We start from the raw sequence: 23,365 nt of genomic DNA on the forward strand, positions 1-23,365 counted from the left end.
GGAGACAGGCCATAGCTCGCAGACCAGACGCCGACGCCCCGCCGAAACAGACCGGCCCGCGCACCAATGAAGATATTCGCGCCGCCAAGGTTCTACTCATTGATGAGAACGGTGAAAAACAGGGCGTGATGCCCCTTGCAGCAGCCCTTGATGCGGCGCGCGAGGCGAGCATGGACCTTGTTGAAGTGTCCCCCGATCAGGAAGTCCCGGTCGTGAAGATTCTCGACTATGGCAAACTCCGCTTTGAAGAGCGCAAGAAGAAGGCTGCTGCCAAGAAGAAGCAGCGCTCCAGCGAACTCAAAGAGATCAAGATGCGCCCGAACATCGACACGCATGACTATGAAGTCAAAGCGCGCGCGATGCAGCGTTTCTTCGACGATGGCGACAAGGTGAAGGTGACCCTTCGCTTCCGTGGCCGCGAAATGGCTCACCAGCATCTCGGCATGCAATTGCTTGAACGCGTGAAGATCCAGTTCGAAGAGACCACGAAAGTCGAAACCGAACCCAAGCTGGAAGGCCGTCAAATGACGATGGTTCTGGCGCCGCGATGAAGATGCGTGCTGGACTGATCCTGGGCCTGGCCCTGATGGCAGGGGCCTGTTCGGCGCCTGCACCGGAAACCGCGCCCGAAGCAGCAGAGCCTGCGCCGGCCGAAACGCCGGAGGCTGCGACCGAGACCGACACGGCGGTGCAACCGGAAATGAACCCGATCGACACAACGGATGACACGTGCGGCATGGCCGCACTGGAAACCTATGTGGGCCAGCAGGCCAGCGAGATTCCCGAGGCTGAAATGCCCGAGAACACCCGCGTCGTCGGCCCTGACGATCAGGTGACGATGGACTATGTGCCGACGCGCCTGAACGTGCTGACCGATGCCGAAGGGCTGGTGCTCAGCCTGAAGTGCGGGTGAGTTCGTCGCTAAACCGCTAGATTCAAAAGCCGGATGGTCATGGGCCTTCCGGCTTTTTTGTTTGGATCAGTCGTTTACCGCGACGCCGGGAATCTCAACAAACCACTCAGAGGCAGACTGAATTGCCTTCTTTTGAGGGTTTGTGAATTTATTTGGTCTTGCCGACCCCCACACTTCGCCATGGTATGGATTTTCGGGAAACTCTGCGGTGCCCTCAATCGGATCATATCCGATCATTAGGGCGGCGTCTCTTGCGGCTTTTGCTGGGAACGAAACAGACCCGGTAAAAATCGGTGTTGTAACGAATTCTGCAGCATCTACTCCAGCTTTATCTATAAGCGCTAGTATATCTACCGACATCCCGCCGTTCGGCCCGCTTGATGGCGAAAATGCCTTCGATGAAACTCTCGACACTCCTCGGTTCTCATCCCGTATAACATGCTGATCCGGATTGATCCGCCTGATGATGCGATCTTCAGGTTGGATCTCAGGCTCGTCGTATGGCACCATGAATCAATAGTCTAAGCAGCGCCACGAACTTCGTCGCGTCGGTCTTTGGCTAGATCGTCGATCCAGGACGAGATGATTGTAAAGTCATTCTGAAGCTCAACAGTCTCTTCAATCTCACTGAGGAGATCATATCGCGTCGCTACCACATTTTGGGCTCCCAAAACGTCGATTTCAACATCGTACTGATTCATATGCCATTCGATCTGAAGCGTCCCATCGCTTCCTGGCACAAGACTTGGCGGGCAAATATTATCTACGCAGAGGCGATTAAGAATATTCGCTGCGAACTTCGCGCAAGAAAATGAAACTGGAAGACCAGAGTATCCATCCCACCCCCTTTGAAGGGAGGTCAATTCATCAAACTTGGCATTCAATGCGTTGTACCAAGCCGAATTGTCGGGAGATATCAGGAGTCTTTGTCGACTGAATCCGCCAGCATATACGTTTCCATTCGATACCGTTGGTACGGTCCGCTGGAAAACGGCTCCTAGTTGGCCATGAAGGGTCATTTCAATCTTTCCCACGCCTGATGCGCATAGTCAGTGGTCAGTTCTGTAAAGCGCGTAACGATCTTTTCGCGGCCTTTTCGAATAAACTCAATTGTACCGTCGATACTCTTATCTTTAGGTAACCCTCTAAAAGTCAATTCAAGCTTGTATGCTTTGTGCTTGCCGTCAATAGTGAGAACGGATTGCAGAATGTGATGTAGCCGTGCAATTGCTCTTTGATCGTTGTCTTTAACCACTTCCATAAATGTGGTGGTTAGGCCCTCAATGTTCAACTGTGAGGCTTTCCAGATCGAGAACCACTTTCCAATCTCCGAGAAATCATCGACTCTAATAAGGTTAACATACCCGATTTCGGCTTGAGTGATCTCCAATTCATGCGAAAAACGGCGCCTGAAAAAATCACGTATCTTCTCTAGATTGCATAAGTACATTTGCTCGATCGGTTCAAACCGAGGATAGGCCATCCCGTTTGGGCCTCTTCTCCAATTATGAAGAAGTCGATCAGATTGGAATTGAATGAGATCATTCTGTTCTTCCGAAGCAAACCACATTCTGCTGTTTGTTGGTGCAGGGCCAAAACTAAACTGAAAACCAGGTCGCGCATTATGGCCGCCAAATGTTTCGAACTGAGGTTCTAAGGCCGGGTGTTCTTCAACGTGAGGAAAGTCTTCTTTGAACAGCTCCCATATTTCTCCAGAATAAATTGAAGAGTAACCCGGGACCGGCGAGAATTGAACGCCAAGCACTAATTCATCAAGAGGTGGCGTGCCGAACTCAGGCAAATGAACAGGTCTATTCATTTTCAGTTTGTTCTCCAGACGCGGCTGCGTTGTACAAATAAAAGAATCGCGGGGAACCTTTATGATTATCCACGATGCGCGTTTTTCGCAGCAAAACAATTTCCACGCATTAAACTCGCTGTGGCTTGTTGTCGACTAAAATGGGGTGATTGTGATGACACTTGCTATGTCCGGCATTCTCTAATCAAATACTTATCCTCCTTCCGAAATCTACTGCCTGCACCGAAAGCCGGACGGGCCGTTTGTCCCTCCGGTTTTTCTTTTTGTGGCGGGCGGAGGGAAGAGGGCCGCATCGCATTATGAAGATGACACAGGAAAACACTGGGTCGCGAACCCTGTTTCCCTCCGCTTGCCGAGGCTTGTCGCCCCCATGACAGCTGCCTGGGGAAACCAGCTGTCATGACAGGGACATCATGGCCCCGCCGGGGGTGCGGTCGGACAGCTTTTCGGGGATCTGGCGGGGTAATTGGCGCCGGGACGGGGAGGCAGGCTGTGCTTTCCCCCGTTTCCGGCGCAAATCGCCTGCTGAATCGGGCATCTGGCCCCTTGATTCTCTGTTCCTGATCCGTCATAAGCCGCCTCTTCCGAGCGGTGCGGGCGAACGGCATGCCCCTCTGCTCATGAACGACCAAGGGCCGCCCAAGGGTGAGAGCTCATATAAGGAGACAAGAAATGCCGAAGATGAAGACCAAGAAAGCCGCTGCAAAGCGGTTCAAGATCACCGCTACGGGTAAGCTGAAGCACGGTGTCGTGGGTAAACGCCACCGTCTGATGAGCCATAATGCCAAGTACATCCGCCAGAACCGGGGCACGAAAGTCGCTTCGAGTGCTGATGTCGCGCGCGTCATGAAGAAGTTCCTGCCGTACGGCCTGTAGGCTTTTCCCGTTTTTCCCCCGATCTTGACTTAGGAGGCCACCATGCCCCGTTCACGTAACAAAGTGCCAGCGCACGCTCGCCACAAGAAAATCATCAAGCAGGCCAAAGGCTTCCGCAACCGTTCGAAGAACACGTTCTCGAACGCGAACGCAGCTGTCTGGAAAGCCGGCCAGTACGCCTATGTCGGCCGCAAGGTCAAAAAGCGTACGTTCCGCTCGCTCTGGATCCAGCGCATCAACGCCGCTGTCCGCATCCATGACGACGAACTCACATATAGCCGCTTCATCGACGGCCTGACCAAGGCCGGCATCGAAGTCGACCGTAAAGTCATGTCCGACATCGCGATCCGCGAGCCGGAAGCGTTTGCTGCACTGGTCAAGCAGGCGAAAGCCGCGCTCGCCTAGGCTGCACACCACGTTGCTGCAATACAGGAGAGCCCGGCCCCCAAAGCCGGGCTTTTCCTTTGGGCGTTTGCATGTTGACCCGAAGCGACTAGAAAGCGCGCTGAATCGCAAGAGAGGCTGTAACCTTGTCTGATATCAAAACGATAGAGAAAGAGGCCCTTGCGGCGATTGCCGCGGCGACGAGCCTCGATGCGCTGGACGCCGTGCGCGTGGCCGAACTGGGCAAGAAGGGCCGCGTCTCCGGCCTGATGGGCGCGCTGGGCAAGATGAGCCCGGAAGAGCGCAAGGAAAACGGGCCGAAGCTGAACGCGCTGAAAGTGACTGTCGACGAGGCCGTTCGCGCGCGCAAGGCGGCGCTGGAAGGCGAGGCGCTGGAAGCGCAGCTCGCGACTGAGAAGGTCGACCTGACGCTGCCACCCGCGCCCGGCCCGAAAGCCGGCACGCTGCACCCGGTGATGCAGGTGTTCGAGGAGATCGCGGCGATCTTCGGCGACATGGGTTTCACCGTGGCCGAGGGCCCGGACATCGAGGACGACTGGCACAATTTCACGGCGCTGAACTTCCCTGAAGGTCACCCGGCGCGCGAGACGCATGATACGTTCTTCCTCGACGCGCCCGAAGGCGGCACGCCGAAAGTGCTGCGCACGCATACGAGCCCTGTGCAGATCCGCACCATGATGAGCGAGAAGCCGCCGATCCGGATTCTCGTACCGGGCCGCGTTTACCGCAATGACTGGGATGCGACGCATACGCCGATGTTCCACCAGGTCGAAGGCCTGGTGATCGAGGAGGGCATCCATATGGGCCACCTCAAGGGCTGTCTGATCGATTTCGTGAAGGCCTTCTTTGAAGTGGACAATGTCGTGTCGCGCTTCCGTCCGCACTTCTTCCCGTTCACTGAGCCATCGGCCGAAATGGACGTGCAATGCCTGCGCGAAGGCGGCACGGTTGAAGTGGGCAAGGGCACTGACTGGCTGGAAGTGCTGGGCTGCGGCATGGTGCATCCGAATGTGCTGCGCAATTGCGGACTGGACCCGGCGACGCATCAGGGCTTTGCCTTCGGCATGGGCGTTGATCGCCTCGCCATGCTGAAATACGGCATGCCGGACCTGCGACCTTACTTTGAGGCCGACCCGCAATGGACGCGCCATTACGGCTTTGCGCCGTGGACGACACCGTCGGTCAGCGGAGGGCTCAGCTGATGAAGTTCACCCTTTCCTGGCTAACCGATCACCTGGCGACGAAAGCCGGGCTTGACGAGATTCTGGCGCTGATGCTGAAGGCGGGGCTGGAGGTCGAGGAGGTTATCGACCCGGCAGCGAAGCTCGCGCCCTTCACCGTGTGCAAGGTGATCGAGGCCGTGCCGCATCCGGATGCCGACAAGCTGCGCGTGTGCCAGGTGGAAACCGTTGACGGCATGAAGCAGATCGTGTGTGGCGCGCCGAATGCGCGGGCCGGCATGACGGCGATCTATGCGCCGCTGGGCGCGTATATTCCGGGGCTTGAATTTGCGCTCGACAAGAAGCCGCGCGCCATTCGCGGCGTCGAGAGCCAGGGCATGATGTGCTCGACCAAGGAACTGGAAGCGGGTGAGGACCATGACGGCATTGCCGACCTCGACGAGTCGATCCCGATGGGCACGCCAGCGGCAAAGGCCCTCGGCCTGACAGACCCGGTGATCGATTTTGAAGTGACGCCGAACCGGCCGGACTGGCTGGGCGTGCAGGGCATTGCGCGCGATCTGGCAGCGGCTGGCGCGGGACGTTTCATCCGCACCGACGTGAAGAAGGTTGCAGGCAGTTTCGACTGCCCGGTGGAGATCAAGCTGGAAGCGCCTGAGGTGTGCCCGATGTTTGCGGGCGCACTGGTGCGCGGCGTGACGAATGGTCCGTCGCCGGACTGGATGCAGGTGCGGCTTAAGGCCGTGGGTATCCAGCCGAAATCGCTACTGGTGGACGTGACCAATTATATCTCGCTGGACCAGGCGCGTCCGCTGCACGTCTATGATGCGGCCAAGCTGCGCAGCACGATTGTGGCGCGGCGCGGCAAGGATGGCGAAACGCTCGATGCGCTGGACGGCAAGACCTACAAGGTGACGCCGGACATGTGCGTGATTGCCGATGCAAGCGGCGTGATCGGCCTTGGCGGCGTGATGGGCGGTGCCTCGACGGCGGTATCGGCAGAGACGACGGACGTGTTCATCGAGAGCGCGTGGTTTGATCCGCTGACGACGGCGCGCACGGGCCGCGCGACGGGCATTCATTCCGATGCGCGCTACCGGTATGAGCGGGGGGTTGACCCGCAGAGCTGTGTCGACGGGCTGAACATGGCGCTGGCGCTGATCCTTGAGCATGGCGGCGGCACGGCCTCGAAGGCCAATGTGGCCGGATCGATTGATGCGCGCATCAAGAAGGTGACGTTCTATCCGGCGGATGTTGAGCGCCTGACGGGCCTCGTGGTCAAGCTGCCGGAGATGCGCCGTATCCTGAAGGACCTTGAGTTCGATATCGAGGACGCGGGCGACGCCTGGTATCTGCTCCCGCCGAGCCACCGGTTCGACATGGAGCAGTCGGCAGACATTGTGGAAGAGATTGCCCGGCTGATCGGCTATGACTCGCTGCCAGTGACGTCGCTGCCGGAACCTGCTGGCGGTCGCCGCGCGATCACGACGCCGATCCAGGAGCGCGTGCGCGTGTCGCGGCGTGTGCTGGCGGCGCGGGGTTTCCTTGAAGCGGTGACGTGGAGCTTCATGGCGAAGGATGATGCGGCGCTGTTTGCCAAGCATGATCCGGCGCTGGCCGTGGCGAACCCTGTCGCGAGCGAACTCAATTACATGCGCCCGTCGATCATCGGCAACCTTGCGGCAGCCGCGCAGAAGGCGGCCAATCATGGCGAGCCGGGCGCGCGCCTGTTCGAAGTGGGCCCGGTCTATCTGGGCGATGGCCCGAAGGACCAGCGCACCGTGGCGACCGGTATCGTGCGGCCGGCGGTGCAGCGCCACTGGCAGGGCAAGCCCGCGGCTTATGATTCCTTTGCCGCCAAGGCGGACCTGTTCGCCATTCTCGAAGCGCTCGGCCAGCCGGGCGAGCGGTTCCAGGTGGGCACGCCGACGCAGCCGCACTGGCATCCGGGGCAGGCGGCCTGCCTGAAGCTGGGGCCGAAGGTGACGGTTGGCCATTTCGGCGCGGTGCATCCGGGCGTGCTGAAGGCGCTGGGCGTGGACGGGCCGATGTTCGGGTTTGAGCTGAACCTCAATGCGCTGCCGCAGATGAAGGTGAAGTCGACCAAGACCAAGCCCGTGCTGCAACGCGCTGACCTGACGCCGATCCGCCGCGACTTTGCTTTCCTTGTCGATGACGCCGTTCCGGCAGCCGATCTCGTGAAGCACGCGACCGGCGCCGACAAGCAGCTGATCGTTTCGGCCGATGTGTTCGACATCTATCAGGGCACGGGCGTGCCCGAGGGAAAGAAGTCTGTCGCCTTCGAGGTGACGATCCAGCCGCGCGAGAAGATGACGGACGAAGACATCCAGGGCCTGATGGACAAGGTTGTCGCCTCTGTCGCCAAAGGCGCGGGGGGCGTGCTAAGAGGCTAATCAGACTGCATTTACGGGAAGGGGACCCTGTCGATGGTAGTGCATCAGATTGCTGTTCAGCAGGGCTTTCGCCACAAGCTCTATATGGAGCTTGTGCCGGAGGCGCGCGAACATGGTATTTCGCGTGTAAACTGGCTGATCATCGCAATTGTGCTGCTGAGCTTTCTGACGCTGGCGCTTGAGACCGAACCGACCCTGACCGCGCAGCCTGAATGGCGAGCGGCTTTCCATGCATTCAACGTATTTGTCGTGACCGTGTTTGCCGTGGAATATGTGGTGCGCGTCTATATCCATGGCCTGAAAGAGGAATATTCCGGCTTCGCCGGGCATCTGCGTTACATGACGCGGTTCTATTCGATCGCGGACTTGCTGGCCTTCCTGCCGGAATTGATCGTGATGATCCTTGGCGGCGGCGTGCCGCTGGTGGCGCTGCGTGTGTTCCGGCTGTTCCGGCTGATCAAGCTGGCGCGGTTCGTGCCGGCCTTTGACGTGCTGGGCGCAGCGGTGCGGCGGGCGGGGTCGCAACTCCTGACGACGCTCGCGATGGCACTGGCGCTGGTCTATGTCTCGGCAGTGGCGCTCTATTTCATTGAAGGTGTGGGCGGCAAGCAGCAGGAGACGTTCCAGTCGATCCCGCGGGCGATCTGGTGGGCCATCGCGACGCTGACGACCGTGGGCTATGGCGATGTGTACCCGGTGACGCCGCTGGGGCGGGCCTTTGCCTCTGTGATTGCGCTGGCGGGGATTGGTGTGGTGGCGCTGCCTGCAGGTGTGTTCGCGAGTGCGTTTTCCGACGAGTTGCGCGAGCGGGAACTTGCAAAACTGGAGCACAGGGTTGAGGTAGCGGAAGAAGCGGCCGGGATCACGCCTGATCCGGAAGACCGCTGACACGACAAGAGACTGCCGGAAGGACCGCAATGACCGATACTGAAGCCCGCGCCCCGTTCAGCGTTGCCATAGCTGGCGTGGGCGGCCGTATGGGTCGCCAACTTGTGGCCGCCGCACTTGATGAGGGCCTTGTTGTGGCTGGCGGTACCGAGGCGCCGGGCAAGGGGCCGTTTGATCGCGACATTGGCGAACTGGCCGGGCGGCAGGCGCTGGGCGTTCGCCCGGTGACGGACCCTGTGGCCGCGGCGGCGAATGCCGATGTCTGGATCGATTTCACACGGCCAGAAGCGACGCTGGCGGCGCTGAATGCGCTGAAGCATACGCGGGTCAGCGGTGTCGTGATCGGCACGACGGGCATGAGCGCCGCAGAAGAGAAAGAGGTGGCAAGGGCCGCCGAGCATCTCGCCGTGGTCAAGGCAGGCAATTTCTCGGTGGGCATCAACCTGCTGCAGGCGCTGACGCGGATGGCAGCGAGCCGGCTCGGCGAGGGGTGGGATATCGAAATTCTCGAAACGCATCACCGCCGCAAGGTGGATGCGCCCTCCGGCACGGCGCTGATGCTGGGCGAGGCTGCCGCCGAGGGGCGTGGCAGCATATTGGATGACCTCCGCGCGGCGCCCTATGACGGGCCAGACAGCGCACGCGTTGCAGGTCAGATCGGCTTTTCGGTGCGCCGGATGGGCGATGTGATCGGCGAGCATTCGGTCACCATTGGCTCGGACAGGGAAATCCTGACGCTGAGCCATCAGGCGCTGGACCGCGCGGTGTTTGCGCATGGCGCACTACAGGCGGCGGCCTGGGTTAACGGCCGGGCGCCTGGTCTTTACGGCATGGATGACGTGCTGGGGCTTTCGGGCAACTGAGCCGGACTGCCTGATTGTAACAGCTGAATCAGGGTTGACGCAAAACTGTTGCGTGGCAGCATGACATGTTCGTTAGGAACGGATGTGGAAGGTATCGGCATGATCGGCATTGTTGTCGTCAGCCATGGAAAGCTCGCGCGGGAACTCGTTGCGGCCACAGAACATGTGGTGGGCGAGCAGCCTTGCTTTCGTTCGATTTCCATTGAGGTCGAGGACGATATCGAGGCGCGGCGTGACCAGATCCGCGAAACGGCCAAGTCCTGCGACAGCGGGCGCGGCGTTATTATCCTCACCGATATGTTCGGCGGTACGCCGTCCAATCTCGCCATGTCGATCATGAGCGCGGGAAATATCGAGGTCCTGTCCGGCGTGAACCTGCCCATGCTGATCAAGCTGGCCGAAGTGCGCGAGACGCTTTCACTGCCGGAAGCCTCCAAGGTGGCGGCCGAAGCGGGCCGCAAATATATCAGTATCGCCTCTGAACTGCTGGCGAAGACCAGCTAGTGCAGCCCGCCACCACATCTGCCAGCCAGCGCGTCATGATCGTGAACCGCAAGGGGCTTCATGCCAGGGCATCTGCGCGCCTGTCGCGGCTGGCCGGTGAGTTCGACGCGAATGTTGTGGTGCATCACGAGAACCAGAGCGCCGATGCGCGCTCGATCATGGACCTGTTGATGCTGGTGGCGCACATGGGCTGTGAAGTGGAGCTGACGGCCGAGGGCGCGGAGGCGGCGGAAGCTGTAACGGCACTGGCTGCCCTGATTGCTGAAGGCTTTGGCGAGCAGGGCCCGGACGACGTTGTCTGCTGAAGCCCTTTAGCGGAGGGCAAAGCGCCGGTTAATTGCGCGCGGCATCTTCTTCCCGGTCAAGATCGGTCATTTCCCGGTAGCGCTTGTCATTCTCTTTCGGCTCAGGCGCGGCGAGATTTGCGATCATGATCGTGCCGCCGGGGTCTGCATAGGCTGCGGCGAGCTGGGCGATCACGGCCACGAATTCGTCGCGGGTGACAAGCCGGTCGAGATTGGGGTCGAAGCGGACGGGATTGGCCAGCGTGTCGTCCCGCGTGGGCAGGTCGCGCGCCCAGTCCTGTTGTTCGAGCGCGCTGAGCGTGCCGTCCTTGTTGGCATCCGCGAGGATGAAGGCGGCATCAGCGCCGATGCGCAACTCTTCCCGCGTGACCTCACCATCATCATTGGTGTCAAAGCTCATGATGAGGCCGCCGCCGGGCACGAGGCGGTTGGCGGCGTGGCGGCCATGCGGCGCCTTGGGGTTCAGATGGCCCTGGCCCGGCAGAAGCACGAGTTCGTCGTCTGCTGCGGGCGCGTCACTGCTCATCGAAACGGTCTCGACGAGGCGCTCGGCCTCTTCCTCACTTACGCTTTCGGCTGCGGCAGGTGCGGACAGGCAGAGAAGCGCCGAGAGAGTTGTTGCCAGGAGGCGAAGGTGCATGGACGGTTTCCGTAAGGTGGCCAGAGGGGTAGACTATGCGCGTGTGGTTTATTTGCAACATGACGTTTCAGTTACCTTGCGTGCCCAGAGGGGTGGTCTTACCGTCTTGTTAACCCGGCCTTAATGGAAAGGGAGCATTCCGTTAACCACTTCCGGCTGCCAGAACGCGGCCGATTCGGGCAATGGAACTGGAAGATTTATGGCGATAAGTGCAGATCAGGTGCCAATCATCATGTCCGCCGGCGCGGCCTCGCTGGGCCTTGCGGCACTGTTGTGGGCATTGCGGGTTTCGGACGGCGCGCGCGGCGCTGCGCGGAAGTTTCGCGACCGGTCTTCCGAGCTTGAAACGGCGCTCGCTGAGCACCGATCCGTGCTGGGGGCGCACCCCGGTGTCATCCTCGTCTGGCAGGGCGACGCCATGGAAGCCGATGGTGATGAGATCATCGCGCCGGAACTTTATGGCTCTCCTGTCGCGCTGGCAGGCCTTCTAAGCTTTACCGATGATGCGATCTCGATGGATCCTGCGGTGCGAATCATTGAGGGCCTTGCAGACCTTGAGGCGCGTGACAGCGCCGGGCAGGACACCACATTGCGCATCCGTCTGCGCGAGCTGCGCGAGACGGGACAGGCTTTTTCGCTAACGATTATCGGGCCTTCCGGCCGCTTCCTTGAAGCGGATGGGCGCACGGCTGGCGCCCGCGCCGTTGTGTGGGTGACCGATACGACGATCAAGGGGCTGGAGGAAAGCTCGGCCCGGGGCAAGCTGGAAGAGGCGCGGCAGGTTATTGCGCGCGACCCGACCGCCTTTCTCGACATGCTGGGCAAGTCGCCTTTCCCGGCCTGGCGTGTTTCGGGCATGGGCAAGCTGCAATGGGTGAACCCGGCCTATATCGAGGCCGTTGACGGCATCAACCTGGACCGCGTGCTGGACCGTCAGTTGATGCTGGACCAGGCCGCCGCCGAACAGGCGCGCAAGACGATTTCCGAGGGCGTCGATATCGATGAGACGCGCCATATGGTGATCAATGGCGAACGCCGCGCGATGCGCGTGCTGACCTTCCCGCTGTCGGGCGGGGCAGGGGCCATGGCATTTGACGTGACCGCGCAGGAGAATGCGCGCGAGGAACTGAACCGCCATGTGCGCGCGCATGACGAGACGCTTAACCATGTGGCCGACGCAGTCGCCATCTTTGGCGCCGACCGCAAGCTGACCTTTTATAACAAGGCTTTCCGCGACATGTGGGACCTTGAAGAGACATTCCTGCTGGACCGGCCGACACATGGCCAGCTGCTGGACCGGCTGCGCGAACGGCGCAAGCTGCCGGCGCGGACGAACTATGCCGAATGGCGCGCGGAAGAGCTGGCCTACTATCTCGATATTGACGGCGTGAAGGAAGATCTCTGGTCGCTGCCGGATGCCCGCACATTGTCCGTCACGCGTCAGCGCCACCCTATGGGCGGCCTGCTGCTGCTGTTCAAGGACATTACCGGCGAATTGGAACTGAAGACCAAGTTCAACGCCATCGTGAAGACGCAGACGTCGACGCTGGACAATCTGCACGAGGCGGTCGCCGTGTTTGGCGGCGACGGACGGCTGAAACTGTTCAACAAGGCCTTCGAGCGCCTGTGGAGCCTTCCGCACGAGCTGCTGAAGGACAAGCCAGACTATTCGGTCGTGGTGGAGGCCTGTGTGCCGCTGTTCCACGATGTCGAGATCTGGGAGGGCATCAAGGCCCACATCACCGATCCGTCCGCCCGCGCCCGCCAGTCGACCACGGGCGAAATGCGCCGGTCCGACGGGTCCATGCTGACTTACCTGACCCACCCGCTGCCGGATGGGAACACGCTGATCGCCTTTGCCGATGTGACGGCGACGCGGCGTGTGGAATCTGCCCTGCGCGACCGGGCTGAAGCGTTTGAAGCGGCCGACCGGCTGAAAACGGAATTCGTGCGCAATGTGAGCTATCAGCTGCGGTCTCCGCTGACGGTTATCTTCGGTTATGCCGAGCTGCTGGAAACCCAGCGCAATGGCCAGCTGACTGAGCGCCAGTCTGATTATGTCAGTGCGATCCTCTCAGCCTCTGACCATCTGTCAAAACTGATCGAGAATATTCTCGACCTCGCCATGATCGAAGCGGGCCGCATGGATCTCGACCTTGAGGACGTGCAGCTACAGGACGTGATCGAGGAAAGCATTGAGATGGTCGTCTCGAAAGCCGAAGACACGGAAATCAGTGTCCGGTCTGACGTCAAAGGCAAGCTGGGCGTCATTCGCGCAGACCAGCGCCGGATACGGCAGGTCCTGTTCAACCTGATTTCCAATTCGCTGCGCTTTACCGAATCCGGCGGCGAGATTGTCGTCTCGGCCCAGCGTATCGGCGACATGGTTACGCTATCGGTGCGCGACAATGGCAAGGGGCTTGAGGCCGAGAAGCGGGCGACGAGCTTTGACAGTTTCGTTTCCGGCGACCAGCGCGGCGCAGGCCTTGGCCTTGCGCTCGTGAAGCACTTTGTCGACCTGCATGGCGGCACGGTGGGCATGAAGCCGGTCGAAGGCGGTGGTCTGGAAGTGACATGCTGGCTGCCGGCACAGGCCGTTTTGCATCATGGCAATTCGCCTGAACTGATGCTGGCCGAGGCGCGCGCCTAGGCGATCAGACGGCAATCGAGAGGTCGCCGTCATCCTTGCGGTGACCGAGGATCGTGATGCCATTCTCAGGCCGACGCTTCAGGTTCAACAGGGCCTTGTCCGTTGCCACGAACATCTCCGATGCCGATTGGAATGCGTCGGGGTTGAGGCTGACGCTGACGCTGGACGGTGCATCGAGCGTCTTGCCATAATACGTGTGGGATTTGGCGAGGTCATCGCGCAGACGGCTCGCAAAGCTCTCGACATCACGTGCGTCATACGTATCCCATAGGAGGATGGCGAACTCGTCGCCGCCAAGGCGCGCGCCCAGTCCCGGCCGATCGGCAATGGATCTGCGCAGGCGCTGGGCGACGTGGCGCAGCACGGAGTCACCTGCATCATGGCCATAGCCGTCATTGATCTGTTTGAAATTGTCGAGGTCGAGCAGGATCAACGAGAAGGGCGGGCCGCCAAGACCGACGGCGCCGAACGCATCCGCAAAGGCCTGCTCAAATCGGCGCCGGTTGGCGAGGCCGGTGAGGAAGTCGGAATGCGCCAGTTCTGCGAGCTGCTGCTGCGCTTCTTCCAGTTCCTGATTCTTGGTGAGGACGTGCTCTGCATTGCGGGAGGCCAGGCGATAGGCGCGGCGGAACTTGCCGGAGAGAATGACATTCTCGCGCAGCACGATCGCATTGAAGAGAACGGCCGGGCCGGAAATCAGTGTGCCGAATATCATGCCGCGGGACAGGTCAACCCAGAGGTTGGAACCTGTGAGGCGCGACACGATCATCTCTCCGACAGCAATGGCTGACAGGATCATGATGGTCGTGCCGATGGTTATGCGCAGCACATCGCGGTGCGATTCAATTTTTGGATTCAGCCGTGCCCGCAGCCACCTGAAAAGGAGCCCCTCCCTGTTCACTTTGCGTCCCTCCGCGTCCTGCGTCACCTCTTTTACAGCGCGTGCGTTCAGACAGGTTGAAGCGGGTTCGATGAGTTTTTCGGAGGCTGTTAACACTTGCGAAGCCACGCGGATTCAGGCGTGCTTAATGCCATACAAACGGCCCGCCGCATGGGAGCGACGGGCCTGTAGTGTCAACTGCAGAAGGACGTTTCAGCCCTTGGTGAATTTCAGCAGGAAGCGGTTGGTCTTGCGCCGAATGGCCGGATCAAAAACATTCAGGCTGCCATCATCGTCCGCATTGGCGAGGAGGTCGCTTTCCTCGGAAAGTGTGAAGCCATTGGCTTCTGCGATGGAGATAATGATGGCCTTGTCGATACGGTGCGTCTCGCCGCCCGTCGTGGCCGGGGCGCCGACAGGGGCCATATGATCAAGCACGACAAAGTGGCCGCCGGGTTTGATGACACGGGCAATCTCGGCAAAGGTCGTGTCCGGGTCTCCAAGATCGCCGGGCTCTGCGCCTTCAGGCGTGTACCAGAGTTCGTGCGGGCCGAGCAGCCATGTGGCGACATCGACAGAGCCATCCGGAATGGCCGAGAGGTCGTCAAAGGGCGTGCGCAGAGGTGTAACATTCGCAAGGCGCCCGTCGACGCGCTGGGAAACAGAATCCCCGAGGAAGGCGTCAAAGGCGGGCGGGTTCTGCATGTAGACCCTGCCGCTGTCACCGACGACGCGGGAGAAGAGCTCAGTATACGTTCCGCCACCGGCTTCGAGGTCAAGCACGGTCATGCCGGGCAGCATACCGGTGAAGATGAGCACGTCTTCCGACTTGCGCACTTCGTATTGTTCATAGTCGGCGGCCGGGCGGTCGTCCTGTCCAAAGACGCTGGCATAGGAAAACTTTGCAACCGACACGTCAGTCGCAGGTGCTTCAACGGGCGCCAATGCGGCGCTGTCATCAGTGGTGGGGGGCGTTGTACAGGCGGTGGCGAGGCCGCCGGCCAATAGTGCGGCAAATATGCATTTCATCATTCTGTCCTCCTCATGCGCCCTTGTATCAGGCGTCAGCCAGCATTTTCTCACTCATGGTCCAGAGGCGTTCTGCCTTTTCGTCATCGCAGATCCAGGGCCGGGCGTGTTCCCAGCGCTGGCTGTTTTCGTCAGCGAGCTTGGCGATGTCGCAATCCTCGCAATAGACGCCGCCGCGGCCGTTGAGCTGGGGCGATGTGGCGGCCCAGACGCTGGTGGATGCGCCTTGTTCGGGTGTCTTGAACATGGCCTGCACTTGCGGCGGGATTGAGCCGTCGGGGGCTTTCCAACCGAGCTGGACCATTTCCTCCTCACTCAGGTGGCGCTGCAGGGGCGTGAAGATGCCACCCGGATGGACTGAAAAAGCCCGCACGCCGACATCGCGGCCCCGATGGTCGACGCCGAGGGCAAAAAGCGCGTTGGCCGACTTGGCCTGTCCATAAGCGTCCCATTTGTCATAGGGCGTATTGTTGAAGTGCGGATCGTCCCAGTGCACGTCAGACCGCACATGGCCGGTCGAGGAGAGGCAGACGACGCGGGCGGAGTCTGCCCGTTGCATGGACGGGGCGAGCGCGAGGCTCATGGCCATGTGGCCGAGATGGTTGGTGCCGAACTGGCGTTCCCAGCCGGGGCCGACGCGGCCTTCGGGGCAGGCCATGATGCCGGCATTGTTGATGAGAATGTCGAGGCCGCGCTTGGTTTCGTCATATTCGCGGGTGAATTTGTCGACGCTGCGGAGGTCTGCCAGGTCCATTGAGGCGATTTCGATATCTCCGGCGACGTCGGCGAGCGTGTCCTCGGCGACTTCGACGCGGCGGGCGGGAACGGTGACGCGGGCGCCCGCTCCGGCCAGTGCACGGACCGTTTCGAGGCCGATGCCGGAATAGCCGCCTGTCACGATCGCGTTACGACCCGTCAGGTCAATGCCGGCGAGAACTTCGCTGGCGGTCGTCTTTCCACCAAAGCCGGATCCTATGGGTTGCTGATCTTGCGCTGCCATATCTCTGATGTCTCCCAAAAGTGTTTGTCGGAGTTTGCGCCGACAGGGCCATGGCGGCAAGGGCAGGTTACGATTCCTTAAGCAGCCCGGCTCATGGACGGCGCGCCGCGCGAGGCGTATATTCAATGTTACAGAATATCATTTGGAGATTGCGACATGCGCTTCCTGACAAGTCTTGCTTTTATTGCCGCTGCCGGCCTGATGGCCGCGCCGGCCTCTGCGCAATATGGCCAAAAGGTCGAGCGAACACAGGCTGAGATCGCGCTGGAGCAGGCGACCCAGAACCTGGAGAAGGACCGCGCAGGCCGCGCTGCGGCCATTCAGGCCTGCGGCACCAAGGATTTTGAAGCCTGCACCAAGCTTGGCGACTATTACCGCAAAGGCTGGGGCGGGATGCAGGATTACAAGCTGGCCGGCGAAGCCTATCGCAAGGCCTGCAACGGCAAGAATGCGGCTGGCTGTGCCTCGCTCGCCTACCTGACCAACAAAGGCGACGGCGTGGAGCAGGACCTCGCGCAATCGCGCCTGCTCTACAAGAAATCGTGCGATCTTGGGGAAGTGAGCGGCTGTGCCGGTTATGGCAATATGGTGTTCGCGGGCAAGGGCGGCGCAAAGAACGTGGCCGAGGGGACGCGCATTCTCCAGTCAGCCTGTGATGACGGATATAAATGGGCCTGCGACCGGATCACGGGGCTCGCTGCCTATGACCCCAATGATGACACGTGGGAACGCCTGAAAGACGGCGCAGGCCGCTAGGGCCTCAGCTGCCCGAGCTGGTCTTGGCCGGCTGCGAGAACATGGTGTTGACGAAAGGTGGCAGTGGCGCAGGCGCCGGAATGTCTGCCTGAACCGGTTTCGGGCTGGGCTGTGGCCGGACCTGTTGCGGGGCAGGGGCGGCCTGTTTCGGGGCGTTCCAGTCAGCAGGACGAACCGGTGCAATCAACAGATCGGCCAGCACAGTTGCGCCACCATCAACGCGCATGCTGGGCGCATAGGCCCGCCCCTCGATACGGCAACCGGGAAAGGCTTCGATCATATCACTGGCGCTGATCGTGCCGGTGAGCGTGCCGTGAACCACAATGAGTGTGCCGTCGACGCTGCCATCGACAATGGCCCCGGCCTCGATAACCAGAAGACCATCTGCGATGACGTCGCCTTTCAGGTGACCGGACACGATGGTCGGGCCGGTGAAGGCGATTTGGCCTTCAAGGCGCGTGCCTGCGGCGATGAAGCTGCCTTCGCCTTGCTTGGCGGAGAGTTGGTTTACCACTGGTCACATCCCCTGGTGACTGAAATACAAGGGATTTCAGAGCAAAATACATGCCATGAGGCCGTTTGGAGGGCCTTCATCTCGCCTTGAGGCCGCCGCCGGAGCGTAAGCATTTCGACGCGACGGCGCCTTCTTTGCATGCCAGATTGGCCCTCATGGACCTTCGATTCCCCCTGTTCTGCGTATTCCTGGTCCTTTCCGGGTGCTCGGCAGAGCCGTACGCGGCCCTGCCTGAGCCCGGCCTGCTGGCACCGGGGGCCAATGGCATCGACCTGTCACATCATAATGGCGCGGTGAACTGGGACCTGCTGGAAGGGGCCAGGGTCGACTTCATCTATCTGAAGGCCACCGAGGGGCGCGACTGGACGGACGAGGACTTCCAGCAGAACTGGATCGAGGCAACGCGGCGGGGCTATGCCGTTGGCGCCTATCATTTCTATATTTTATGCAAGCCGTGGGAGGCGCAGGCAGTGAACTTCATCCGCGCGGTCGAGGTGCGCGAGGGCACGCTGCCGCCAGCGGTGGACCTGGAATATGCCCATAATTGCAAGCCGTTCCGGGATGAGGCTGGCACGAAGGCTGAGTTACAGGCCTTTCTGGAAAGGCTGGAAGCGGAATATGGCGCGGTGCCGGTGCTCTACACGACAAAGGAATTCTACGCGGACTGGGTCGCGGGATCCTTCGACCGCTACCCGCTCTGGATACGCAGTGTCGAGGGCGCGCCAGACATGCCCTATGCCATCTGGCAGCATTCGATGCGGGGTAATGTGGCGGGCGTAAAGGGCGATGTGGACTTGAACGTGGCCGCAGGCGGCATGCCGGACGAATAGGTCCGGCATGCCGTATATGGGCGAAGCCTAGTTGCGGGCTTTGTCGACCAGGCGGTCGTTCTGGGCCCAGTGCATCATGCCGCGCAGTTTTTCGCCGACTTCCTCGATGAGGTGGTCGTTCATGCGGGCGCGTTTGGCGTGGAAGCTTGGGGCGCCGGCCTGGTTTTCGAGAACCCAGTTGCGGGCGAATGTGCCATCCTGGATGTCGGTCAGAACGCGTTTCATCTCGGCCTTGGTTTCCGAGTTCACGATGCGCGGGCCGGAGACATATTCGCCATACTCGGCCGTGTTCGAGATCGAGTAGTTCATGTTGGCGATGCCGCCTTCATAGATCAGGTCGACGATCAGCTTGGTTTCGTGGAGGCATTCGAAATAGGCCATTTCAGGCGCATAGCCGGCTTCAACCAGCGTTTCGAAGCCAGCCTTGATCAGCTCGACGATACCGCCGCAAAGGACAGCCTGTTCGCCGAAGAGGTCGGTTTCGGTTTCTTCGCGGAACGATGTCTGGATGACGCCAGCGCGCGTGTTGCCGATGGCTTTCGAATAGGAGAGCGCAACATCGGTTGCGGAGCCCGAAGCGTCCTGATGGATGGCGATAAGGCCCGGCAGGCCAAAGCCCATCTGGTATTGCGCGCGCAGCGTGTGGCCCGGGCCTTTTGGCGCGGAGAGCGACACGTCAACATCAGCGCGTGGGCGGATGAGATTGTAGTGGATGTTGAAACCGTGGCCGAACATGATGTGCTGGCCAGCGCGCAGGTGTGGCTCGATTTCGTTGGCGAAGAGAACGGCTTGTTTCTCGTCCGGGACGAGGATCATCAGCACGTCAGCCCATTTCGTGGCTTCTTCGACCGTGGTGACTTCGATGCCTTCTGCTTCGGCTTTCTTGCGGCTGGCGGAACCAGCAGCGAGGGCGACCTTGAGCTGCTTCACGCCGCTATCGCGCATGTTCAGGGCATGGGCGTGGCCCTGGCTGCCATAACCGACGACTGCAACTTTCTTGTTCTGGATAAGGGAAAGATCCGCATCCTGCTCGTAGTAAACTTTCATTGGCTTCAAAAAGCTCCGCTTTGGGGTGGGGGTTGATTGGAAGGGTGAGGGTTCAGTTGGCGTCGCAGACCCAGCTGTCGCTGAAATTTGCGACGCCGATGATGGTCTGGTTGAGCCGGGCGATCTCGTCAGAGGCGCGGGCGTGGCGCGAGAAGTGCCGCGTGCCTGCTTCTGTTTCGACCGTGGTGATGATGTCGTGTGTATCGAGGAGAAGGACGACGCGCTTCGATCCGTCAGGATTGACCTGAATGTCCTCGCGCGCGCCATATTCCGGCAGCGCTTCTGAGGCTGCAGATGTCAATTCGCTGGAGATGAGTTGTGAGACGTCGGCTGGAATGTTCGTGCCCAGTGTGCAGGCAGGCACGCGGGTGCGCTCGCTGTCGTCGCCGGGGACGTTGCGGGCCTCAAGCCAGTAATTGGGCAGTGTGCCGATCACGTCATAGATATAGGCCGTGCCGGAGGGCGAAGCCGTGTCAACAACGCGCACGACGGGGCGGGGGGCGGTTGCAGAGCGGCGTTCGGAACGGGCGGCGAGCTGGGCAGCGCGATCAATATCGCATTGCAGCTGTGCGCTCTCGGCGTCGCCTGCGAGCGCAAGCGCCGTGCCCGCCACTTTGGGGCGGCAGCTTTCCGGAGTTTCTTCCACTGCACTGGCAGCGCCTGCGACAAGCAGGGCGGACAGGAGCAGAAGGCCGAGCCTGCTCATCCCTGTTCCTTTCCCCGTTTGATCGAGAGAACGCCTGTGCGGCTGACTTCGACGAGACCGAGCGGGCGCATCAGGTCGATGAACTGGCTGATCTTGTCGGAGGCGCCGGTGAGCTCGAAGATGAAGCTCTCGTTCGTGGTGTCGATGACGCGAGCGCGGAAGATTTCGGCGATGCGCAGGGCTTCGACGCGGACTTCGCCTGTCCCGGCCACTTTGATGAGGGCCAGTTCGCGCTCAATGCCGCGCTTGGACTTGGTGATGTCGATGACTTCGCCGACGGGAACGATGCGCAGCAGTTGGGCCTCGATCTGTTCGAGAATGTGCGGCGTGCCCTGCGTGACGATGGTGATGCGCGAGCGATGCTGGCTGGCATCGACCTCGGCCACGGTCAGGCTGTCAATGTTGTAGCCGCGGCCCGAGAACAGGCCGACGACGCGGGCGAGAACGCCCGGCTCGTTATCGACGAGCACGGCAAGCGTGCGCCGTTCGACTTCCTCATCGGCGTGCGAGAGGAAATAGGCGGATTTGGGATTGCCGGGGGCGCCGCTGGTGCCGTCGCTCATTGTTTCGTCTCCGTTTGGGTGCCCGGCACGTCGGATGTGTCGAGGATGACGCCGGGCCTGCGCGTTTCGAGGCGGGCTTTCAGCGCCTTGGCGCGGTTGATGGCATCGCGTCGGTTGTCTTGGGTCTGGTCATTATAGCGCTCAACGATCTTGTCGAGTCGGCGCGGATCGAGGTGGGCCTGCAGTTCCGACACCATGAGGCGACGGCAGTCTTCGATGAAGTCAGCGCTGTTGTCTCCGGTCGGGCCGCCATCGCGGGTCATCGCCTGCAGCTCGAAATAGGCCCACATCACGGCATCGAGGATGGGCGGACGGTGGCCGCGATAGGCGCTGTCCTTGTCGACGCCCTTATTATCGGCATCGAGATTGGGGAAGAACATGCGGCCGCGCTCAACCAGGGCAGATAGACCGATAAGCTGGCTTGTCTTGCCGCCGACAAAGCTGCCCTCATTGGCCTGCAAGTGGCGCGTACGGGCGAACATGGCGGCCCGGCCGAGCGCATCAATGGCGTGATTGCCCCATTCGAGGCTGGCCGCATCGATGCTCTGGCGCAGGCGCTCGGTCTGCAGGCGTCGCTGGCGGCGGGTTTCGGCGCGCGAGGCAAAGGCGCTGACGAGGGCGACGAGCGCAGAGCCGAGCGCGATCACCACATCAAGGTGCTCGCGTAGCAGGGCGAGAATCTCGCTCGTACTCATGTCTCGGTCCGTCCCATAACCCAATGCCTGTCCGGTCATCAGACCAGCTTCTTCCCGGCGTCGCTGACTTCGTTACCAGTTATCTCGCCGAGGATCATCTCATTATGCGCAGAGCCCGAGGGAATCATCGGCAGGCAGTTTTCGGCCTTTTCGACGCGGCAATCGAACAGGACAGGGCCATCATGGGCGATCATTTCCTTGATCTTGCCGTCGAGTTCAGTCGGGTCGTCGCAGCGGATGCCATGGCCGCCGAGCGCTTCGGCCAGTTTCACGAAATCCGGGATGCTTTCGGAATAGGAATGCGAATAGCGCTCGCCGTGCAGCAATTCCTGCCACTGGCGGACCATGCCCATCCATTCATTGTTCATGATGAACACTTTAACCGGTAGGCGGTGCTGAACGGCGGTCGAGAATTCCTGCATCACCATCTGGATCGAGGCTTCGCCGGCAATGTCGATGACCAGCGCGCCCGGATGGGCAACCTGGATGCCGACGGCGGCCGGCAGGCCATAGCCCATCGTGCCGAGGCCGCCACTGGTCATCCAGCGGTTCGGCTCCTCGAAATGGTAGAACTGGGCGGCCCACATCTGGTGCTGGCCAACTTCGGTCGAGATATAGGTCTCGCGATCCTTGGTCAGTTCATAGAGGCGCTGGACCGCATATTGCGGTTTGATCACCGTGTCGGAGTTCTTGTAGGCAAAGCAGTTGCGGTCTCGCCATGCAGTGATCTGCTTTTTCCAGGCGGACAGGTCCGGGCGCTTGCCCTTGCGTTTCGCCAGCTCTTTCAGGATCGCTTCCAGCGTGGCGGCACAGTCGCCGACGACAGGCACGTCAACGCGGACGATCTTGTTGATCGAGGAGGCGTCGATGTCGATGTGGACCTTCTTGGAGTTTGGCGAGAAGGCATCGACCCGTCCTGTGACGCGGTCGTCGAAACGGGCGCCGACGCAGATCATGAGGTCGCAATCGTGCATGGCATGGTTGGCCTCATAGGCACCGTGCATGCCCAGCATGCCGAGCCAGTCAGGGTGCGAGGCCGGGAAGGCGCCGAGGCCCATCAGCGTGGACGTGACGGGAATGCCGGTCACGGCCTGCAGTTCGCGCAGCAGCTTCGAGGCGCGGGGGCCGGAATTGATGACACCGCCACCGGTATAGAAGACGGGCGATGAGGAGGTCATGATGAGATCGACAACGGCGCTGACCGCATCAGCGTGTGGCTGGGTCTGCGGCTTGTAGGTCGATTTATGGATGCCGTCCTTGCCGATATAGGCGCCCGTTGCGAACTGGACGTCCTTCGGGATGTCGATCACGACCGGGCCGGGGCGGCCGGATGTGGCGATCAGGAAGGCTTCGTGCATGACCCGCGCGAGATCGTTCACGTCGGTGACGAGGTAATTGTGCTTGGAACAGGTGCGGGTGATGCCGACCGTGTCGCATTCCTGGAAGGCATCGGTGCCGATCAGATGGGTCGGAACCTGACCGCAGAGGACGACCATGGGAATGGAGTCCATCATCGCGTCGGTAATCGGCGTGACCATGTTGGTGGCGCCGGGGCCGGATGTGACAAGGGCAACGCCGCATTTGCCGGTGGAACGAGCATAGCCTTCGGCAGCATGGCCCGCGCCCTGTTCATGGCGCACCAGGATGTGGCTGATATCAGGCGCCGAGAAGAGCGCGTCATAGATGGGGAGGACAGCTCCGCCGGGATAACCAAAGAGCGCGTCTACACCCTGCTCACGAAGCGCCTCGATGACAATCTCGGCGCCCGTCATAATGCGGGGCTCTGTCGGTGCCGGGTTAGCGGCGCGCGTCTTGGTCTTTGTGGCAGTGGTCATGGGGGCTCTCGGACTGTGTGGGAAATTCGGGCTAGGGCTGAAATGAAAAAGG

General features: G+C 60.8%; 26 protein-coding genes. 13 read left to right on the top strand and 13 right to left on the bottom strand.

Annotation, left to right across the window (positions count from 1 at the left end; translation table 11 throughout):
- The first annotated feature begins 11 nt into the window (after window positions 1–11).
- Window positions 12–551, top strand: coding sequence for a translation initiation factor IF-3 (gene infC / locus V7651_RS07145; protein WP_035536844.1), 540 nt, complete (start codon window positions 12–14; stop codon window positions 549–551).
- Window positions 548–913: an I78 family peptidase inhibitor gene (locus tag V7651_RS07150; RefSeq protein WP_335612725.1), complete on the top strand. Its 366-nt coding sequence runs from the start codon at window positions 548–550 to the stop codon at window positions 911–913. Before infC ends, V7651_RS07150 begins: the two co-directional genes overlap by 4 nt.
- A gap of 66 nt (window positions 914–979) precedes the next feature.
- Here the strand turns inward: V7651_RS07150 and V7651_RS07155 are convergent, their stop codons facing one another.
- Genes V7651_RS07155 through V7651_RS07165 form a run of 3 tightly spaced genes read right to left on the bottom strand, consistent with a single transcriptional unit; the run spans window position 980 to window position 2,732 of the window.
- Window positions 980–1,423 (bottom strand): hypothetical protein, encoded by a 444-nt coding sequence (locus V7651_RS07155; protein ID WP_335612726.1) that lies wholly within the window; start codon window positions 1,421–1,423, stop codon window positions 980–982.
- Window positions 1,424–1,434: 11 nt separating this feature from the next.
- Window positions 1,435–1,932 (bottom strand): hypothetical protein, encoded by a 498-nt coding sequence (locus tag V7651_RS07160; RefSeq protein ID WP_335612727.1) that lies wholly within the window; start codon window positions 1,930–1,932, stop codon window positions 1,435–1,437.
- On the bottom strand, window positions 1,929–2,732 hold the full coding sequence (locus V7651_RS07165) for a TIGR04255 family protein (RefSeq protein ID WP_335612728.1): 804 nt from the start codon (window positions 2,730–2,732) through the stop codon (window positions 1,929–1,931). Before V7651_RS07165 ends, V7651_RS07160 begins: the two co-directional genes overlap by 4 nt.
- Window positions 2,733–3,404: 672 nt before the next feature.
- Here V7651_RS07165 and rpmI point away from each other — a divergent pair.
- From rpmI to V7651_RS07205, 8 genes are all read left to right on the top strand, one after another.
- The gene (gene rpmI, locus V7651_RS07170) at window positions 3,405–3,608 is read left to right on the top strand and encodes a 50S ribosomal protein L35 (RefSeq protein WP_034741433.1); all 204 of its coding nucleotides are present in this window, start codon (window positions 3,405–3,407) and stop codon (window positions 3,606–3,608) included.
- Between the two features lie 42 nt (window positions 3,609–3,650).
- Entirely contained in the window at window positions 3,651–4,013 is a 363-nt protein-coding gene (gene rplT / locus V7651_RS07175; RefSeq protein ID WP_035536848.1) for a 50S ribosomal protein L20, read from the top strand.
- A 125-nt stretch (window positions 4,014–4,138) separates the two neighbouring features.
- Complete coding sequence (gene pheS / locus V7651_RS07180; RefSeq protein ID WP_335612729.1) at window positions 4,139–5,215, top strand: phenylalanine--tRNA ligase subunit alpha; 1,077 nt, start codon at window positions 4,139–4,141, stop codon at window positions 5,213–5,215.
- Window positions 5,215–7,608, top strand: coding sequence for a phenylalanine--tRNA ligase subunit beta (gene pheT, locus V7651_RS07185; RefSeq protein ID WP_335612730.1), 2,394 nt, complete (start codon window positions 5,215–5,217; stop codon window positions 7,606–7,608). The genes pheS and pheT overlap by 1 nt, the downstream gene beginning before the upstream one ends.
- A gap of 33 nt (window positions 7,609–7,641) precedes the next feature.
- Complete coding sequence (locus V7651_RS07190; protein ID WP_051624588.1) at window positions 7,642–8,496, top strand: ion transporter; 855 nt, start codon at window positions 7,642–7,644, stop codon at window positions 8,494–8,496.
- Between the two features lie 29 nt (window positions 8,497–8,525).
- On the top strand, window positions 8,526–9,359 hold the full coding sequence (gene dapB, locus V7651_RS07195) for a 4-hydroxy-tetrahydrodipicolinate reductase (protein WP_335612731.1): 834 nt from the start codon (window positions 8,526–8,528) through the stop codon (window positions 9,357–9,359).
- Window positions 9,360–9,458: 99 nt separating this feature from the next.
- Complete coding sequence (locus V7651_RS07200) at window positions 9,459–9,863, top strand: PTS sugar transporter subunit IIA (protein WP_034741666.1); 405 nt, start codon at window positions 9,459–9,461, stop codon at window positions 9,861–9,863.
- Window positions 9,863–10,168 (top strand): HPr family phosphocarrier protein, encoded by a 306-nt coding sequence (locus V7651_RS07205; protein WP_241766929.1) that lies wholly within the window; start codon window positions 9,863–9,865, stop codon window positions 10,166–10,168. The genes V7651_RS07200 and V7651_RS07205 overlap by 1 nt, the downstream gene beginning before the upstream one ends.
- 28 nt (window positions 10,169–10,196) lie before the next feature.
- Here the strand turns inward: V7651_RS07205 and V7651_RS07210 are convergent, their stop codons facing one another.
- Window positions 10,197–10,808 carry an EF-hand domain-containing protein gene (locus tag V7651_RS07210; protein WP_335612732.1) on the bottom strand — a complete coding sequence of 204 codons (612 nt, stop codon included), beginning with the start codon at window positions 10,806–10,808 and terminating at the stop codon, window positions 10,197–10,199.
- A gap of 199 nt (window positions 10,809–11,007) precedes the next feature.
- Here V7651_RS07210 and V7651_RS07215 point away from each other — a divergent pair, with 199 nt between their 5' ends.
- Entirely contained in the window at window positions 11,008–13,458 is a 2,451-nt protein-coding gene (locus V7651_RS07215) for a sensor histidine kinase (RefSeq protein WP_241766930.1), read from the top strand.
- A 4-nt stretch (window positions 13,459–13,462) separates the two neighbouring features.
- Here the strand turns inward: V7651_RS07215 and V7651_RS07220 are convergent, their stop codons facing one another.
- The 3 genes from V7651_RS07220 to V7651_RS07230 all read right to left on the bottom strand — a co-directional run bounded on the left by V7651_RS07220 (window position 13,463) and on the right by V7651_RS07230 (window position 16,367).
- Window positions 13,463–14,287, bottom strand: coding sequence for a GGDEF domain-containing protein (locus tag V7651_RS07220; protein WP_156950403.1), 825 nt, complete (start codon window positions 14,285–14,287; stop codon window positions 13,463–13,465).
- A 264-nt stretch (window positions 14,288–14,551) separates the two neighbouring features.
- The gene (locus V7651_RS07225) at window positions 14,552–15,370 is read right to left on the bottom strand and encodes a hypothetical protein (protein ID WP_335612733.1); all 819 of its coding nucleotides are present in this window, start codon (window positions 15,368–15,370) and stop codon (window positions 14,552–14,554) included.
- Window positions 15,371–15,395: 25 nt separating this feature from the next.
- On the bottom strand, window positions 15,396–16,367 hold the full coding sequence (locus V7651_RS07230; protein ID WP_335612734.1) for an SDR family NAD(P)-dependent oxidoreductase: 972 nt from the start codon (window positions 16,365–16,367) through the stop codon (window positions 15,396–15,398).
- Window positions 16,368–16,523: 156 nt separating this feature from the next.
- Here V7651_RS07230 and V7651_RS07235 point away from each other — a divergent pair, with 156 nt between their 5' ends.
- Window positions 16,524–17,123: a tetratricopeptide repeat protein gene (locus tag V7651_RS07235; protein ID WP_335612735.1), complete on the top strand. Its 600-nt coding sequence runs from the start codon at window positions 16,524–16,526 to the stop codon at window positions 17,121–17,123.
- Window positions 17,124–17,127: 4 nt separating this feature from the next.
- Here V7651_RS07235 and V7651_RS07240 read toward each other — a convergent pair whose 3' ends face one another.
- The gene (locus V7651_RS07240) at window positions 17,128–17,637 is read right to left on the bottom strand and encodes a polymer-forming cytoskeletal protein (RefSeq protein ID WP_335612736.1); all 510 of its coding nucleotides are present in this window, start codon (window positions 17,635–17,637) and stop codon (window positions 17,128–17,130) included.
- Window positions 17,638–17,792: 155 nt separating this feature from the next.
- On the opposite strand from V7651_RS07240, the gene V7651_RS07245 reads away from it, so the two are divergent.
- Window positions 17,793–18,467: a GH25 family lysozyme gene (locus tag V7651_RS07245; protein ID WP_335612737.1), complete on the top strand. Its 675-nt coding sequence runs from the start codon at window positions 17,793–17,795 to the stop codon at window positions 18,465–18,467.
- A gap of 27 nt (window positions 18,468–18,494) precedes the next feature.
- On the opposite strand, the gene ilvC is transcribed toward V7651_RS07245, so the two are convergent.
- The 5 genes from ilvC to V7651_RS07270 are packed head-to-tail and all read right to left on the bottom strand — an operon-like array spanning window position 18,495 to window position 23,313.
- Window positions 18,495–19,514 (bottom strand): ketol-acid reductoisomerase, encoded by a 1,020-nt coding sequence (ilvC, locus tag V7651_RS07250; protein WP_035536856.1) that lies wholly within the window; start codon window positions 19,512–19,514, stop codon window positions 18,495–18,497.
- A 52-nt stretch (window positions 19,515–19,566) separates the two neighbouring features.
- Window positions 19,567–20,220 (bottom strand): hypothetical protein, encoded by a 654-nt coding sequence (locus V7651_RS07255; RefSeq protein ID WP_335612738.1) that lies wholly within the window; start codon window positions 20,218–20,220, stop codon window positions 19,567–19,569.
- Window positions 20,217–20,783, bottom strand: a complete 567-nt coding sequence (gene ilvN, locus V7651_RS07260; protein ID WP_034741467.1) for an acetolactate synthase small subunit — start codon at window positions 20,781–20,783, stop codon at window positions 20,217–20,219. The genes V7651_RS07255 and ilvN overlap by 4 nt, the downstream gene beginning before the upstream one ends.
- Window positions 20,780–21,517 carry a hypothetical protein gene (locus tag V7651_RS07265; protein WP_035536862.1) on the bottom strand — a complete coding sequence of 246 codons (738 nt, stop codon included), beginning with the start codon at window positions 21,515–21,517 and terminating at the stop codon, window positions 20,780–20,782. The genes ilvN and V7651_RS07265 overlap by 4 nt, the downstream gene beginning before the upstream one ends.
- On the bottom strand, window positions 21,517–23,313 hold the full coding sequence (locus tag V7651_RS07270; RefSeq protein WP_335612739.1) for an acetolactate synthase 3 large subunit: 1,797 nt from the start codon (window positions 23,311–23,313) through the stop codon (window positions 21,517–21,519). Before V7651_RS07270 ends, V7651_RS07265 begins: the two co-directional genes overlap by 1 nt.
- Window positions 23,314–23,365: the final 52 nt, after the last annotated feature.

This window comes from Hyphomonas oceanitis, from assembly GCF_036964545.1.
GTDB lineage: Bacteria > Pseudomonadota > Alphaproteobacteria > Caulobacterales > Hyphomonadaceae > Hyphomonas > Hyphomonas oceanitis.